At 63.0% G+C, this 14,768-nt stretch carries 12 protein-coding genes; 8 read left to right on the top strand and 4 right to left on the bottom strand.

Annotation, left to right across the window (positions count from 1 at the left end):
- Positions 1-28: 28 nt before the first annotated feature.
- Positions 29-1,438, bottom strand: coding sequence for an OprD family outer membrane porin (locus QF045_RS13990; protein ID WP_124386283.1), 1,410 nt, complete (start codon positions 1,436-1,438; stop codon positions 29-31).
- A gap of 288 nt (positions 1,439-1,726) precedes the next feature.
- Between QF045_RS13990 and QF045_RS13985 the strand changes: the two genes are divergently transcribed.
- Entirely contained in the window at positions 1,727-3,103 is a 1,377-nt protein-coding gene (locus QF045_RS13985) for a VOC family protein (protein ID WP_306492708.1), read from the top strand.
- Between the two features lie 194 nt (positions 3,104-3,297).
- Here QF045_RS13985 and QF045_RS13980 read toward each other — a convergent pair whose 3' ends face one another.
- Positions 3,298-3,522 carry a DUF465 domain-containing protein gene (locus tag QF045_RS13980; protein WP_306492707.1) on the bottom strand — a complete coding sequence of 75 codons (225 nt, stop codon included), beginning with the start codon at positions 3,520-3,522 and terminating at the stop codon, positions 3,298-3,300.
- 174 nt (positions 3,523-3,696) lie between these two features.
- Between QF045_RS13980 and tkt the strand changes: the two genes are divergently transcribed.
- Positions 3,697-5,754 (top strand): transketolase, encoded by a 2,058-nt coding sequence (tkt, locus tag QF045_RS13975; RefSeq protein ID WP_306492706.1) that lies wholly within the window; start codon positions 3,697-3,699, stop codon positions 5,752-5,754.
- A gap of 54 nt (positions 5,755-5,808) precedes the next feature.
- Here tkt and QF045_RS13970 read toward each other — a convergent pair whose 3' ends face one another.
- Positions 5,809-6,603 (bottom strand): class II aldolase/adducin family protein, encoded by a 795-nt coding sequence (locus tag QF045_RS13970; RefSeq protein ID WP_306492705.1) that lies wholly within the window; start codon positions 6,601-6,603, stop codon positions 5,809-5,811.
- Between the two features lie 227 nt (positions 6,604-6,830).
- Positions 6,831-7,736 carry a LysR family transcriptional regulator gene (locus QF045_RS13965; RefSeq protein WP_306492704.1) on the bottom strand — a complete coding sequence of 302 codons (906 nt, stop codon included), beginning with the start codon at positions 7,734-7,736 and terminating at the stop codon, positions 6,831-6,833.
- A gap of 212 nt (positions 7,737-7,948) precedes the next feature.
- Between QF045_RS13965 and QF045_RS13960 the strand changes: the two genes are divergently transcribed.
- From QF045_RS13960 to QF045_RS13935, 6 genes are all read left to right on the top strand, one after another.
- Positions 7,949-8,560 (top strand): cysteine dioxygenase, encoded by a 612-nt coding sequence (locus QF045_RS13960; RefSeq protein ID WP_306492703.1) that lies wholly within the window; start codon positions 7,949-7,951, stop codon positions 8,558-8,560.
- Positions 8,557-10,140, top strand: a complete 1,584-nt coding sequence (locus QF045_RS13955) for a rhodanese homology domain-containing protein (RefSeq protein ID WP_306492702.1) — start codon at positions 8,557-8,559, stop codon at positions 10,138-10,140. The genes QF045_RS13960 and QF045_RS13955 overlap by 4 nt, the downstream gene beginning before the upstream one ends.
- An 83-nt stretch (positions 10,141-10,223) precedes the next feature.
- Complete coding sequence (locus QF045_RS13950) at positions 10,224-11,198, top strand: ABC transporter substrate-binding protein (RefSeq protein WP_306492701.1); 975 nt, start codon at positions 10,224-10,226, stop codon at positions 11,196-11,198.
- Between the two features lie 10 nt (positions 11,199-11,208).
- Positions 11,209-12,549: an LLM class flavin-dependent oxidoreductase gene (locus tag QF045_RS13945; RefSeq protein ID WP_306492700.1), complete on the top strand. Its 1,341-nt coding sequence runs from the start codon at positions 11,209-11,211 to the stop codon at positions 12,547-12,549.
- A gap of 60 nt (positions 12,550-12,609) precedes the next feature.
- A complete protein-coding gene (locus tag QF045_RS13940; protein ID WP_306492699.1) occupies positions 12,610-13,779 on the top strand; it encodes an acyl-CoA dehydrogenase family protein in 1,170 nt (389 codons plus the stop codon).
- Positions 13,776-14,720, top strand: a complete 945-nt coding sequence (locus QF045_RS13935; RefSeq protein WP_306492698.1) for a D-isomer specific 2-hydroxyacid dehydrogenase family protein — start codon at positions 13,776-13,778, stop codon at positions 14,718-14,720. The genes QF045_RS13940 and QF045_RS13935 overlap by 4 nt, the downstream gene beginning before the upstream one ends.
- The last annotated feature ends 48 nt before the right edge of the window (positions 14,721-14,768 follow it).

The following is a 14,768-nucleotide window of genomic DNA, read 5'->3' as shown; positions in this document are numbered from 1 at the left end:
CCAATGACGCCCGGGTGCACATGAAGACTTAGAACAGCGCGTAGGTGTAGTTGAAGATCAGGCGGGTTTGGTCCTGGTCGGCGGTGCCGGTGTTTTTACCGTGGTAGGTGCCGGTGCGAAAGGTGGTACCGAAGCCTTTCAGAGGGCCGGCTTGCACGACGTAATCCAGGCGAAAATCGGTTTCGTTTTCTTTCTGGTCAGGGCCACCGGCCACCTTGGCCTTGATATCGCTGCCGTTCAAGTAGGCAACAGAGGCTTTCAGGCCCGGCACGTAAGCCTTGAAATCATACGCATACTGGCCGAAGTTGACCTGCTCGCCCGCGCGGGAAAACTGGCCCACCACCGCATCGGTAAACAGGTAGAAGTCGCTGCCACCAGCGCCCTGGGCGTGGGGGTCGGCCAGGCTGCCCTGGTTGACCCACACAAAGCCGCCGTCGTCACCCACGCCGATATGGCCGAGCATCAAGCTGCTGCCGCCCAATTGGTAGGTGAAGGCGGCACTGTAGGTTTTGTTGTCCACTTCATTGGCGTGCCTGGCGTAGCCACCATTGTTATTGAACTGGTAACCGCTCTCACCATTCTTGCCATCGCTGCTGCTGTCGAAATAGCGCAGGTCGGTCTTGAACGACTGATCGTTGCCCAGTGGCAGCACATGCACAAGGCCGAAGTAGTTCTGTTTGTAGAAGTCCTGCAATTGCGCGTAGTAGTACTGCAATGTCAGGTTTTTCGCGACGGCGTTGTCGGAAGAGCCGAAGGGTTTGTAATCCACCCCGCCGAACTTGAAGCTGTCGCTGTCACGCGTGCCGCCGGCCACGCTCAAGCCTGTCGAGTTGCTGGAGGCGCGGCCTTCGGCGCGGTTCAGTTCACCGCCCGTGAAGGTAACGTTGGGAATGTCGCTGGACGTGAGGATGCCGCCATCGAAGGTCTGCGGCGCCACGCGGCTGTCGTTCGAGACCAGGATCGGCAGGACCGGAGCCAGGCCGCCGCCAACGTGCAACTCGGTCTGGGAAATACGGAATTTAACATTGCCCGCGGCGCGGCCGAAGGAATCGGCGGGCTCGGTGCCGTTGTTTTTGGTCGGGAAGAAGCTGTTGCCATTGCCGGACAAGCCGGGGCCCGCGGTGTGACCGTCGCCGCCATCCAGGCGCAGGGCTCCGAAGGCCATCACGTCAAACCCGACGCCAAGGGTGCCCTGGGTATAACCGGATTTGTAATCCAGGCGCAGCGCTGTCGCGGCTTCGCGCAGATCGTTATTGCTGCCCGAACGGTTGTCTGCGCTGTAATACATGCTGCGCGAGCTGACGGACGCATGGCTGTCTTCGACAAAGCCGCTGTGACCGTTGCCCGTGCCCAAGGCGCCGAGCCCGAAGTCATCAGCGCACGCCTGCTGTGCAAGCACGGCGGCGGTGATGGATAACGCCAGTGTAGAAATTTTCATTAACGACGGCCCCTGAACATTTTTTTATGAGTGTTGTGTGCAAAACGGCGTTTTCATCCCTACAAACGTGACGATTGTTTCATGCCGCCCCCGGCGAACTCCGTGAAGAATTAGTTAGGAAAACCGCTGAAAAATGAAATTTCGCCGAGGCTGAGCGTTGTCATATTTTTGTCACCTCATTCGTTTGCAGAATGAAGTCCAGAGGAAACTTCGTTTGCACGCACCGTTGTGCCCCAACAGAATCCGCAGAAAGCCAAGCCCCTCGCCTTAGCCTTCAGGAATTTTTCTATGCCAGGTACCGCACATGTCAGCCCCGACGAGATCCGTAAGGGCTTTTCCCGGGCGATGTCCGATATGTACAGGGATGAAGTGCCGTTGTACGGCGCGCTGATGGCGCTGGTGGCCCAAACCAACGCACGGGTGCTGGAGAGCAACCAAGGCCTGGCCGAGCACCTGCACCGTACCGGCGAAATCCAGCGCCTGGACATGGAGCGTCACGGTGCGATCCGCCTGGGCAGCGCCGCGGAGCTGGCGACCATCTGCCGCCTGTTCGCGGTGATGGGCATGCAACCGGTGGGCTATTACGACCTGACACCGGCCGGCGTGCCGGTGCACTCCACCGCCTTTCGCGCCGTCCACGAACAGTCGCTGCAAACCAGCCCGTTTCGCGTGTTCACCTCGCTGCTGCGCCTGGAACTGATCGAAAGCCCCGCGCTGCGCAGCTTCGCCGAAACCGCCCTGGCCAAGCGCTCGATCTTCACCCCCGGCGCCCTGGCGCTGATCGAACAGGCCGAACGAGACGGCGGCCTTGATGCCGACGACGCCGAGGCATTTATCCGACAGGCGCTGGAGACCTTTCGCTGGCACCACACCGCCACCGTCACGGCTGCGCAGTATCGGCAACTCAGCGACCAACATCGCCTGATCGCCGACGTGGTGGCCTTCAAGGGCCCGCACATCAACCACCTCACCCCGCGCACCCTGGACATCGACCGGGTGCAGGCCGCGATGCCCGACAACGGCATCACCCCCAAGGCCGTGATCGAAGGCCCACCTCGGCGTAACTGCCCGATCCTGCTGCGCCAGACCAGCTTCAAGGCCCTTGACGAACCCATTGCGTTTACCGATGCCCAGGGCAGCCACAGCGCACGCTTCGGCGAAATCGAACAGCGCGGCGTCGCGCTCACGCCCAAGGGACGCGCCCTGTACGACCAATTGCTGAATACCGCCCGCGATGAACTCGGCGCCTTCCCCAACGAATCCAACGCCGCGCGTTATGAGCAATTGATGGCGCAACACTTCCAGGCATTCCCGGACGACCACGCGCAAATGCGCGAGCAAAGCTTGGCGTACTTCCGCTACTTCCCCAGCGAGATAGGCCTGGCGGCCCGCGGCAAGGCCGACCAACCGCGCACATTGGAGGAACTGATCAGCGCGGGGCACGTGCAAGTAGAACCGCTGGTGTACGAGGACTTCCTGCCGGTGAGCGCGGCGGGAATCTTTCAGTCGAACCTGGGGGATGCCGCGCAGAGTCACTACGCGGCCAATTCGAACCGTGCCGAATTCGAGCAGGCGCTGGGCCGCGAGACAATCGATGAGTTGCAGCTGTATGGCGAGACGCAGCAGCGTTCGATGGATGAGTGCATGAGGACGCTGCTGGTATAAAAACGGATGTCCGCCCGGCTCAACAACGCAATCCTTGCGCCGCAAAAAGCCCCAGAGCCGGGTGGACGGGGCGCATCATAAGGAGTGAGCTTGAGCTTGTCCCTCAAACAATTCTGAACAAATGTGCACATTCGACTGAAACAAACGGAGTGTGGCGAGGAAGCTTGCTCCCTCGCCACGGGTTGGAATTTCGCTTAAGTCAACTTCGCGACAATCTCGTCTTTGATCAACAGCCGTTTCTTCTTCAGCTTTTCCACTTCGTCATCGCTGGCACTGGCCGACTCCGCCTTCAGCACCTCGCCATCGGCGGCGTCGTATTGAGTGAGCAGCGAGTGCAGACGCTTGTCACTCGCCCTGCGTTCGTGAACAACTTCCTTGCTCATCCCCAAGTCCTGATACAGGTCGTGTTTCACTGGCATGGCGTACCTCCACTAGTTGATCAATGGGCCTACCCCTTGAAACTAGCCCATTCCCAAGGGTCTTGTCATGTCCGAGGTCAATACGCCCCGTTCGTCGCAACCCCGGCGATAGGATCAAACCTTTGCGGCCCCCTGCCCTCCACTGTAGATCGCCACTCGAGGGAGACCGGTTTCATGAATCACACCGCCACAGCCGCCGACACCCAATGCATCAACACAATCCGCACGCTGGCCATGGATGCCGTGCAGAAGGCCAATTCGGGCCACCCCGGCACGCCCATGGGCCTGGCGCCGGTGGGCTATACGCTGTGGAGTCGCTTTCTGCGCTACCACCCGGAGCACCCCGATTGGCCCAACCGCGACCGCTTTGTGTTGTCGGTGGGGCATGCGTCGATGCTGCTGTATTCGCTGTTGCACCTGGCCGGTGTGGTGGAGATCGACGCCCACGGCAAGCGTTCCGGGCAGCCGGCGGTCAGCCTGGACGACATCAAGCAGTTCCGCCAGATGAGTTCCAAAACCCCGGGGCACCCCGAGTACCGCATGACCACCGGCGTGGAAACCACCACCGGTCCTTTGGGCCAGGGCTGCGCCAACAGCGTGGGCATGGCCATGGCCAGCCGGTGGCTGGGCGAGCGTTTCAATCGTGACGGCCAGGTGCTGTTCGACTACGACGTCTACACCCTGTGCGGTGATGGCGACATGATGGAAGGCATCAGCGGTGAAGCGGCGTCGATGGCCGGGCATTTGCGCCTGGATAACCTGTGCTGGATCTACGACAACAATACCATCAGCATCGAGGGCCACACCGAGCTGGCCTTCAGTGAAGATGTGATCAAGCGCTTCCAGGCCTACGGCTGGCACACCGTGCACGTCACCGATGCCAATGACCTGCAGGCACTGTGCGTGGCGTTTGAAACGTTCAAGGCCAATACCGGCGCACCCACCCTGATTGTGGTCGACAGCGTGATCGGCTACGGCTCGCCGCACAAACACAACACCGCCGCCGCCCATGGCGAGCCGTTGGGCGACGAGGAAATCCGCCTGACCAAAGCCGCATATGGCTGGCCGCAGGACTCAAGCTTCTTGGTGCCCGACGAGGCGCGCACGGCATTGCGCGACGCCCTGCACGAGCGTGCCGAGCCGCTGTTCGCGCAGTGGAACCAGACCTTGTCGTCTCTGGACCCGCAACGCGCCGATGAACTGCAACGCATGCGCGCCGGCGAAATGCCCGAACACTGGCAGGCTGACCTGCCCGATTTTGCGGCCGATGCCAAGGGTGTCGCCAGCCGCGCATCAGGCGGCCAGGTGCTGAATGCCTTCGCCCAGCAGATCCCCTGGTTGCTGGGCGGCTCGGCGGATTTGTCGCCCTCGACCAAGACCAACCTCACCTTCGACGGCGCCGGCCGTTTCAGTGCCGACGACTACAGCGGGCGCAACCTGCACTTCGGCATCCGCGAGCACGCCATGGGCGCGATTGCCAACGGCATGGCGCTGTCCTACCTGCGGCCGTACACCTCGACGTTCCTGGTGTTCAGCGATTACATGAAACCGCCGATTCGTCTGGCGGCGATCATGGAGTTGCCGGTGATCTTCGTGTTCACCCACGACTCCATCGGTGTGGGCGAAGACGGCCCCACGCATCAACCCATCGAGCACCTGACCCAACTGCGCGCCACCCCAGGCGTGTTGACGCTGCGCCCAGGCGACGCGAATGAAACGGCGCAGTTGTGGAAGGTGGCGCTGGCGCAAACCCATCGGCCAAGCTGTGTGGTGCTGTCGCGCCAGCCGCTGCCGACGCTGGACCGTAACCGGTATGCGCCCGCCTCCGGTGCGGCCAAAGGCGCGTACGTGCTGGCCGGCGCGGATAAACCTGAGGTCATCCTGATCGCCACGGGCAGCGAAGTCAGCCTGGCGGTCGAGGCCTATGAACAACTCACCAGCGAAGGGGTTGCCGCGCACGTGGTGTCGATGCCCAGCTGGGAATTGTTTGAAGACCAGGACCAGGCCTACCGCGACAGCGTGTTGCCGCCAGCGGTGAAAGCACGGGTGGTGGTGGAACAGGCTGGCCCACTGGGCTGGGACCGCTACGTCGGGCAGAGCGGCGCCAAAGTGGTGATGAACAGCTTTGGCGCCTCGGCGCCGCTGGCGAAGTTGCAGGAAAAGTTCGGGTTCACCGTGGACAACGTGGTGACCTTGGCCAAGCAGCAAATCCAGCACAACCTGGCCCAATAACCGGCTTCGATGCGCAGGGGGCTTGCTCCCTGCTGCATCTGAACCTGCAATGACTCAGTTCTTGTAGTCGGTATCGGTACGCTCCAGCTGCCGAATCAACGCATTCCAATGCCGCGCCACCCCAGGCCCGTCGCCGCTGCTGAATACCTTGGCCTGCTCCTCAACCCTGGCCACCACTTCAGCCGGTGGAAACACCAGCTCCGCATTCCCCGCCGCCTGCGCCGCAATCTGGATATTGCACGCCCGCTCCAAACCCTGCAGCTGCTGGAATGCGTGCTCCACGCTGATGCCTGCGGTCAGCAGCCCGTGGTTGCGCAAGATCATCACGCTCTTGTCGCCCAGGTCCGCCACCAGCCGTTCGCGTTCGTCCAGGTCCAGAGCCACGCCTTCGTAGCCGTGATACGCCACGCGACCGGAGAACGCGATGGAGTGTTGGGAAATGGGCAGTAACCCGTCCTTTTGCGCGGAGACCGCAATACCGTCGCGGGTATGGGTGTGCAGCACCGCTTGCAGGTCGTGGCGCGCGCCGTGGATGGCGCTGTGGATCACGTAGCCGGCGTAGTTGATGCCCAGGCCAGTGGGGTCGTCGACCAGGGTGCCGTCGAGGTCGACCTTGACCAGGTTGGACGCACTGATTTCATCGAACAACAGGCCGAACGCGTTGATCAGGAAGTGTTCCTCCGGGCCCGGTACACGGGCGGAGAAGTGCGTATAGATATGGTCGGTCCACTTGTACAAGGCCGCCAGCCGATAGGCGGCGGCCAGTTTGACGCGCACCTCCCACTCCTCTGGCGTGACGCGTTGGCGGACGGTACTGGAAACGCTCGGTAGCGAGGTGACGCTGCTCATGGCAAAACTTCCTGGATGGCCTTAAGGACTTGCAGGCCAGCCTAGGGGATGCTCAGAAATAATAAAAATCACATTTTAATCTAAGCTAATTATTATTAATTTTTATAAATCCCTGATAACAACACATTACAAATGTGGGAGGGGGCTTGCTCCCGATAGCGGTAGATCAGTCAAATCAGCTTTGACTGAAATTGCGCTATCGGGAGCAAGCCCCCTCCCACAAGGATTCAGGCAGCGTTGCGGATCTTGTGCAGGGAATTCGCCACCCATCGGCCAAACGCATCCACCGGCCCTTGCAGGTTGCCAAGGAAATGCGGATAGATCAGCCACAGATCCATCACCGGCTTGAAGTCCTTCAGCGGCACCACCGCCAGTTGCTCTCGATGGGCACTGCGCTCGAGCAGCGGGCGCGGCACCAGGCCAAGGCCCAGCCCATCGGCCACCAACCCCAATTGCAACTCGGTGCCGAAGGTTTCCAGGTTGACCCGCAAGGCCAGGCCCTGGTCGGACAAGGTGCGCTGCAAACCAGCCCGAAAGCCACACCCGTCCGGGTTGAGGATCCAGCCACCCTGGTACACGTCGGCCAGCTTGCACGGCTTTTTCGGCAGTTGCGCCTTGGCGCACACCACCACCAGCTCCATCTTGCCGATGGACTCACCGACGATGTTGTCCGGAAAAATCTTGCCCGCCGGGAACAACGCCACCGCCGCATCCAGCTCGCCGCGCTCGATCTTGCCCACCAGCTGGCTGCCCCAACCGGTGGCCACTTGGGCGCGCAGGTCGGCGTAGTCGGTGCGCAGCTGCTTGAGCGCATCCAGCAGCACCACATCGCCGATGGTCTGCGGCACGCCCAGGCGCAGCACGCCCGTGGGCGGTGCATCGGTGGCGACCAATTCGCGCAGCGCGTCCATCTCGCGCAGGATCAGCCGGCATTGCTCATACACACGGGTGCCGATCAGGGTTGGCTTGAGGGGTTTGGTGTTGCGGTCGAACAGCTCCACCCCCAGTGCCTGCTCGAAGTTCTGCACGCGGCGGGTGATGGCCGGCTGGGTCAGTTGCAACGACTCGGCGGCATGGCTGATGGACTGGCAACGAATCACTTCGACAAAGGCATCGATATCGTCAATTTTCATTTGGGCCGCACATAGAGATCAGTCATTAAGATGTGCGCGAAGCATAGTTCGCGCAATCCGGTCTGGATAGCCCGCGCTGTGATCGATAACGTCTAACGCTATACAAGGCGGTTCTAAATTACCTTGAGCTATAAGCTAATCATTAAAAAATAGCATATTAACCATGAACATTATGCTTTTATAAGGCCATCAAAACCGCCAATGGAATGTTCATGAGCCAGGTTCCACACCCCGAGAGACTGCGCGCCTTCATCGGCGCCTTGGCTGAGCTGATCGACGGCAACCCGCGCGAGGGCGACCTGCTGCACCGTGGCGGCAAGCTGCTGGCGCAACTGGTCAGCCACGATGACTGGCTTCCCGACGACTTCGCTCAACCTGACCCCGAGCGTTACCAGCAATTTCTGCTGCATGCCGATTCGCGCCAGCGCTTCAGCATCGTCAGCTTTGTGTGGGGGCCGGGGCAACGCACGCCGATTCATGACCACCGCGTGTGGGGCCTGATCGGCATGTTGCGCGGTGCAGAATTTTCCCAGGGGTTTGCCCGGGCGCCCGATGGCGCGCTGATTGCCGAGGGCAAGCCGGTGCAATTGCTGCCGGGCCAGGTCGAAGCAGTGTCGCCGAAGATCGGTGATATCCATCAGGTGAGCAATGCCCACGCCGACCAGGTGTCCATCAGCATTCATGTGTACGGCGCCAACATTGGCGCGGTGCGCCGAGCGGTGTATCAGCCCGACGGCAGCGAGAAACTGTTTATCTCCGGTTATTCCAACGCCTACCTCCCCAATATCTGGGACCTGTCCAAAGAAAAGAGCCCTGCCCTATGAGCACCGTATCGACCCGCAGCTTCGCCCAGATTCGCCAGGCCCTGTTGGACCGTGAGGAGGTCGCCCTGGTAGACGTGCGCGAGGAAGCGCCGTTTGCCGAAGCCCACCCGCTGTTTGCCGCGAACATTGCCCTGTCCAAGCTGGAACTGGAGGTGTATTCGCGCATCCCACGCCGGGACACCCAGGTCACGCTGTACGACAACGGTGAAGGGCTGGCCGAGCGCGCCGCCGAGCGCCTGGTTGCGCTGGGCTACACCCAAGTCAGCCTGCTGGAAGGCGGGCTTGAGGGCTGGCGCCAGGCCGGTGGCGAGCTGTTTATCGACGTCAACGTGCCGAGCAAGGCCTTCGGCGAACTGGTGGAAAGCCAGCGCCACACGCCGTCCCTGGCCGCCGAAGAGGTCCAGGCGCTGCTCGACAACCAGGCCGATGTGGTGGTGCTCGACGCCCGGCGCTTCGATGAATACCAGACCATGAGCATCCCCACCGGCATCAGCGTGCCAGGCGCCGAACTGGTGCTGCGCGCCCGTGAACTGGCCCCGGACCCGGCCACGCGCATTATCGTCAACTGCGCCGGGCGCACCCGCAGCATTATCGGCACCCAGTCGCTGATCAACGCTGGCGTGGCCAACCCGGTGTCGGCACTGCGCAACGGCACCATCGGCTGGACCCTGGCCGGGCAAACACTCGCCCATGGTCAGGCGCGCCGTTTTGCGCCGACCAGCGAGGAACATCGCCTAACCGCCGCCCAGGCCGCACGCGGCGTGGCCGACAAGGCCCGCGTCGGCCGTGCCAGCCTGGCCGATCTGCAACGCTGGCAGCAGGACGCGGCCCGCACCACATACCTGTTCGACGTGCGCACCCCGGAAGAATTCGAGGCCGGCCATCTGCCCGGCGCCCGCTCCACACCGGGCGGGCAGCTGGTGCAGGAAACCGACCACGTCGCCAGCGTGCGCGGTGCACGTCTGGTACTGCTGGACGATGACGGCGTGCGCGCGAACATGTCGGCGTCCTGGCTTGCCCAGCTGGGTTGGGACGTCTATGTGCTCGACGAGTTGCAACCCGCGCACTTCAGTGAACAGGGTGCCTGGGTCGCGCCGGTGCCCCCGCCGCCCCAGGCCGAACTGATCAGCCCGCACACCCTCGCCGACTGGCTCGAGCATGGCGACACGGTGGTGCTGGACTTCACCGCCAGCGCCAATTACGTGAAACGCCATATCCCCGGTGCCTGGTGGGTGTTGCGCGCGCAACTGCCCGAGGCGCTGGCCAAGGTGCCCCGCGCACAGCGCTACGTATTGACCTGCGGCAGCAGCCAACTGGCGCGCCTGGCGGTGGCCGAAGTCGAAGCCCTGACCGGTAGCCAAGTGTTCCTGCTGCAAGGTGGCACCGCCGCTTGGATCGCCGCGCAACTGCCGCTGGAAGAAGGCGAAACGCACCTGGCCTCACCGCGCATCGACCGCTACCGCCGCCCCTATGAAGGCACCGATAACCCACGGGAAGCCATGCAGGCCTACCTGGACTGGGAATACGGCCTGGTCGAACAACTGGCGCGCGACGCCACCCACGGTTTCTACGTGATCTGATCCACCGCTGCACCGTTCCCGGAAATCCGACCCCTTCTCCAGGCGGAGGTACCTTCCTTTATCCAACGCCTGGAGTCTGTCCCATGCTGTTTACTATCCCATTCAAGCGCCTTTTGCTGGGCGGTGCCCTCGCCCTCGGCCTGCTCGGCAACGCCCACGCCGCCGACCTGCAACCCCTGCGCGTGGCCAACCAGAAGTCGACAATCAAAGCGCTGCTGGAAGCCTCTGGCGAAACCCAAAACGTGCCGTACGAAATCAAGTGGTCGGAATTCCCCTCGGCCTCGCCGCTGGGCGAAGCGCTGAATGCCGGCGCGGTGGATGTCGGCGCGCTGGGCGATGCGCCGTATGTGTTTGCGCTCGGCGCCGGTGCGTCGCTCAAAGTGATCAGCATCATCCACGCCGAAGGGCGCAACACCACCGCGCTGCTGGTGCCCCAGGATTCGCCGATCAAGACCGCAGCCGACCTCAAGGGCAAGAAAATCGTCACCGGGCGCGGCTCCATCGGGCATTACCTGGCGATCAAAGCCCTGGCCAGCGCAGGCCTGACCTCGCAGGACGTGCAGTTCATCTTCCTGCTGCCCGCCGAATCCCGACTGGTACTGGACAATGGCACCGCCGATGCCTGGGCGACCTGGGACCCGTACACCACCGTGGTCACCTCCCAAAGCAACGCCCGTGTGCTGGTCAGCGGCAAAAACCTGCTGAGCAATCACCTGTACTTCGCCGCCACCAGCCAGGCCATCGCCGACAAGCGTGTGCAACTGGACGACTTTGTCGCCCGCGTGGACCGCGCCTACGCCTGGGCCAACGCGCATCCCGAGGAATACGCCGCCGCCCAGGCCAAAATCACCGGCCTGCCGTTGGCCGTGCACATCGAAGTGGCCAAGGACACTCGCCTGTCCCCGGTGCTGATTGACGACACGGTGATCAGCGGCCTGCAGGCCACCGCCGACACTTACCAAAAGGAAGGCCTGTTGAGCCGACACATCGACGTGTCGCAAGGCTTCGACGCGCGCTTCAACGCCCAGCGTGCCCCCAATTCCCAAGCATCGCGCTAAGGAGCAGAACATGAGCAAGCCACGTCAATTGAAACTCGGTGCCATGGTTCACGGTGTCGGCCACGGCTGGGGCGAATGGCGCCACCCGCAGGCGCAGCCCAACGCCAGCACCAACTTCAGCTTCTACAAGCAGCAGACCGAACTGGCCGAAGCCGCGCGGTTCGACTTCGTGTTCATTGCCGACAGCCTGCATATCCACGCCAAGTCCAGCCCGCATTACCTCAACCGTTTCGAACCGCTGACGATCCTTTCGGCGCTGGCCGCGCTGACCACGCACATCGGCCTGGTCGCCACGGTGACCGTCAGCTACACCGAGCCTTACCAGGTGGCGCGCCAGTTCGCCTCGCTGGACCATATCAGCGGTGGTCGCGCCGGCTGGAACGTGGTCACCTCGTGGCTGAGCGGCACCGCCGATAATTTCGGCAAAGCCGAACACCCGCCTCACGCCGTGCGCTACCGCATCGCCAAGGAACACCTGAATGTGGTCAAGGGCCTGTGGGACTCCTGGGAAGACGACGCCTTCGCCTATGACAAGCACAGCGGCGAGTTCTTCACCCCGCACAAGCTGCATGCGCTCAACCACAAGGGCGAGTTCTTCTCGGTCAAGGGCCCGCTGAATATCGCGCGTTCGCGCCAGGGCCAGCCGGTGATCTTCCAGGCCGGCACCTCGGAAGACGGGCGCAACTTTGCCGCGCAACATGCCGACGCCATCTTTGTGCACGTGGAAACAATCGAGGAAGGCATAGCCTATACGGCCGACTTGAAACGCCGTGCCAAGGGCTTTGGGCGTGACCCCGGCAACCTGTCGATCCTGCCGGGTATCCGCCCGATTGTCGGGCGCGACGCCGCCGAGGTGGAAAGCCGTTACCAGCAGGCGGTGGAGCTGGTCACCGTGGAAGATGCGATTGTCGCCCTCGGCCGTCCGTTCAATGACCATGATTTCAGCCAGTACCCCCTCGACGCGCCCTTCCCCGAACTGGGCGACCTGGGCGCCAACAGCCAGAAAGGCGGCTCCGAGCGCATCAAGCAATTGGCCCGGGACGAAGGCCTGACCCTGCGCGAAGTGGCGCTGCGGTTCTCGCGGCCCAAGCGCGACTTCGTCGGCACGCCGGAGCAGGTCGCCGATGCGATCCAGCGCTGGTTCGAAGCAGGCGCCAGCGATGGTTTCATCATCAACTCGGTGCTGCCCGATGGCTTGCAGTACTTCACCGAGCTGGTGGTGCCGGTGCTGCAGCAGCGCGGGTTGTTCCGTACCGAGTACAGCGGCCAGACGTTGCGCGACAACCTCGGACTGGAGGTGCCGGCCAACCGCTACAGCGTGGCTGAAGTCCCCGAGAAAGCCCTGGCCTGATCACCATCCCCTGTGGGAGGGGGCTTGCCCCCTCCCACATTTTTGACCGAGTACATCCTCATGACTCAATTGTCCTTACGTGCTGTGGACGCGGTCGATTTCGACACGACGCTCGAACGCCTCAGCGCCGAGCTGGCCAGTACCGCTCACCTGTACGATGAAAGCGGCGTCTTTCCCCACGATAATTTCAAGCGGTTGCAAGCCCACGGTCTGATCGCCCTCACCGTGCCAAGGGCCCTTGGCGGCGGCGGTGCCAGCCTGGCCCAGGCGCGCAAAGCCATCAGCGCAATTGCCAAGGGCGAGCCGTCCACCGCGCTGATCCTGGTGATGCAGTACCTGCAACACACCCGTCTGCAAGACAGCAAAACCTGGCCCCAGCACCTGCGCGTGCAAGTGGCCGAGGACGCGGTGCGCCAGGGCGCGCTGATCAATGCCCTGCGCGTCGAGCCGGACCTGGGCACCCCGGCCCGTGGTGGCTTGCCGACGACAACCGCCGTACGCACTGCCGAAGGCTGGCGCATCAGCGGGCGCAAGATCTACTCCACCGGCAGCCACGGCCTGAGCTGGTTCAGCGTATGGGCGCGCAGTGACGACGCCGACCCGCTGGTGGGCGCCTGGCTGGTGCCCAGGCACAGCCCCGGCGTGAGCATCATCGACACCTGGGATCACCTGGGCATGCGCGCCACCTGCAGCCATGAAGTGGTGCTCGACAACGTGCTGGTGCCGCTGGACCACGCCGTCAGCGTCAGCCCCTGGAGCACGCCGCAGCCGGAGTTGGATGGCGAGGGCTTTTTGTGGATGTCAGTGCTGCTGTCCTCGGTGTACGACGCGGTGGCCCAGGCTGCGCGGGACTGGCTGGTGAACTGGCTCGAGGAACGCCAGCCATCGAATCTCGGCGCGGCGCTGTCGACCTTGCCGCGTTTTCAAGAGACCGTCGGCCATATCGACACCCTGTTGTTTGCCAACCGCAGCCTGCTCGATGCCGCCGCCGCAGGCCACACGCCGGCGGCCAACGCGGCGCAGTTGAAGTACCTGGTGACCGGCAACGCCATCCGTGCGGTGGAGCTGGCCATCGAAGCCTCGGGCAACCCTGGCCTGTCACGGCATAGCCCACTGCAACGGCACTACCGCGATGTGCTGTGCAGTCGCGTGCACACGCCACAGAATGACGCCGTGCTGCAGGGCGTCGGTAAAGCAGTGTTCGCCCAACGCCAGAAGGAACGCACATGAGTCAGCTGATCATTGCCAGCCAGTTGGACGAAGACTACAACGACGTGATCCGCGCACGCCTCGCCACGCGGCACCCTCACGCCCAGGTGATCGGGGTTCCGGCCGGTGTACCGAGCGACCTGCCGCCCCAGGCGAACATCCTGCTGCTGCGCCCGATCAACGTGCGTGGCTACACCGCACCGAACACGCCGCCACCCGGCTGGCCGTACGGTGCGCAATGGGTGCACTTGGTGTCGTCGGGCGTCGACTTTTACCCGCGCTGGCTGTTCAACGGCCCGCCCGTCACCACGTCACGGGGCAGCGCGGCCGACAACCTCGCCGAGTTCGCCCTGGCGGCCATCTTTGCTGCGGCCAAGCATTTGCCGGACATCTGGGTGCAGGATTCGCAGTGGCAGTTCACCGCGTTGCGCCCGCTCAAGGGCACCACCCTGGGCATTCTGGGTTTTGGTGCGATTGGTCAAAGCCTGGCGCAAAAAGCCCTGGCCCTGGGCATCCATGTCGTCGCACTGCGTCAGAGCCAGGCACCGTTTGGCGTGGGTGTAGACGCCGCCAAGGACATCCACGACCTGTTCGCCCGTGCCGACCACCTGGTGGTGGCGGCACCGCTGACCGAAGCCACGCGGCACATCATCAACCGTGACGTGCTGGGCAGCGCCAAGCCGGGGCTGCACCTGATCAACATCGCGCGCGGTGGGTTGCTGGATCAGCAAGCATTGTTGGAAGCACTGGATAACGGCCAGATCGGCCTGGCGTCACTGGACGTGACCGAGCCGGAGCCGTTGCCGGATGGGCATCCGCTGTACAGCCATCCGCGGGTGCGGTTGTCGCCGCATACCTCGGCGATTTCGACCAACAGCAAGGAGGAGATTGCCGATACGTTCCTGGCCAATCTGGAGCGCTATGTTTCGGGTATCGAACTGGCGAATCCCGCTAACGCCTGATGCGGTTCAAATGTGGGAGGGGGCTTGCTCCCGATAGCGGTGGGTCAG

The sequence above is a fragment of the Pseudomonas sp. W4I3 genome (genome assembly GCF_030816195.1).
Taxonomy (GTDB): Bacteria; Pseudomonadota; Gammaproteobacteria; order Pseudomonadales; family Pseudomonadaceae; genus Aquipseudomonas.
The sequence above is the reverse complement of the archived record's forward strand: the minus strand, read 5'-3'. Positions and strand labels throughout refer to the sequence as shown.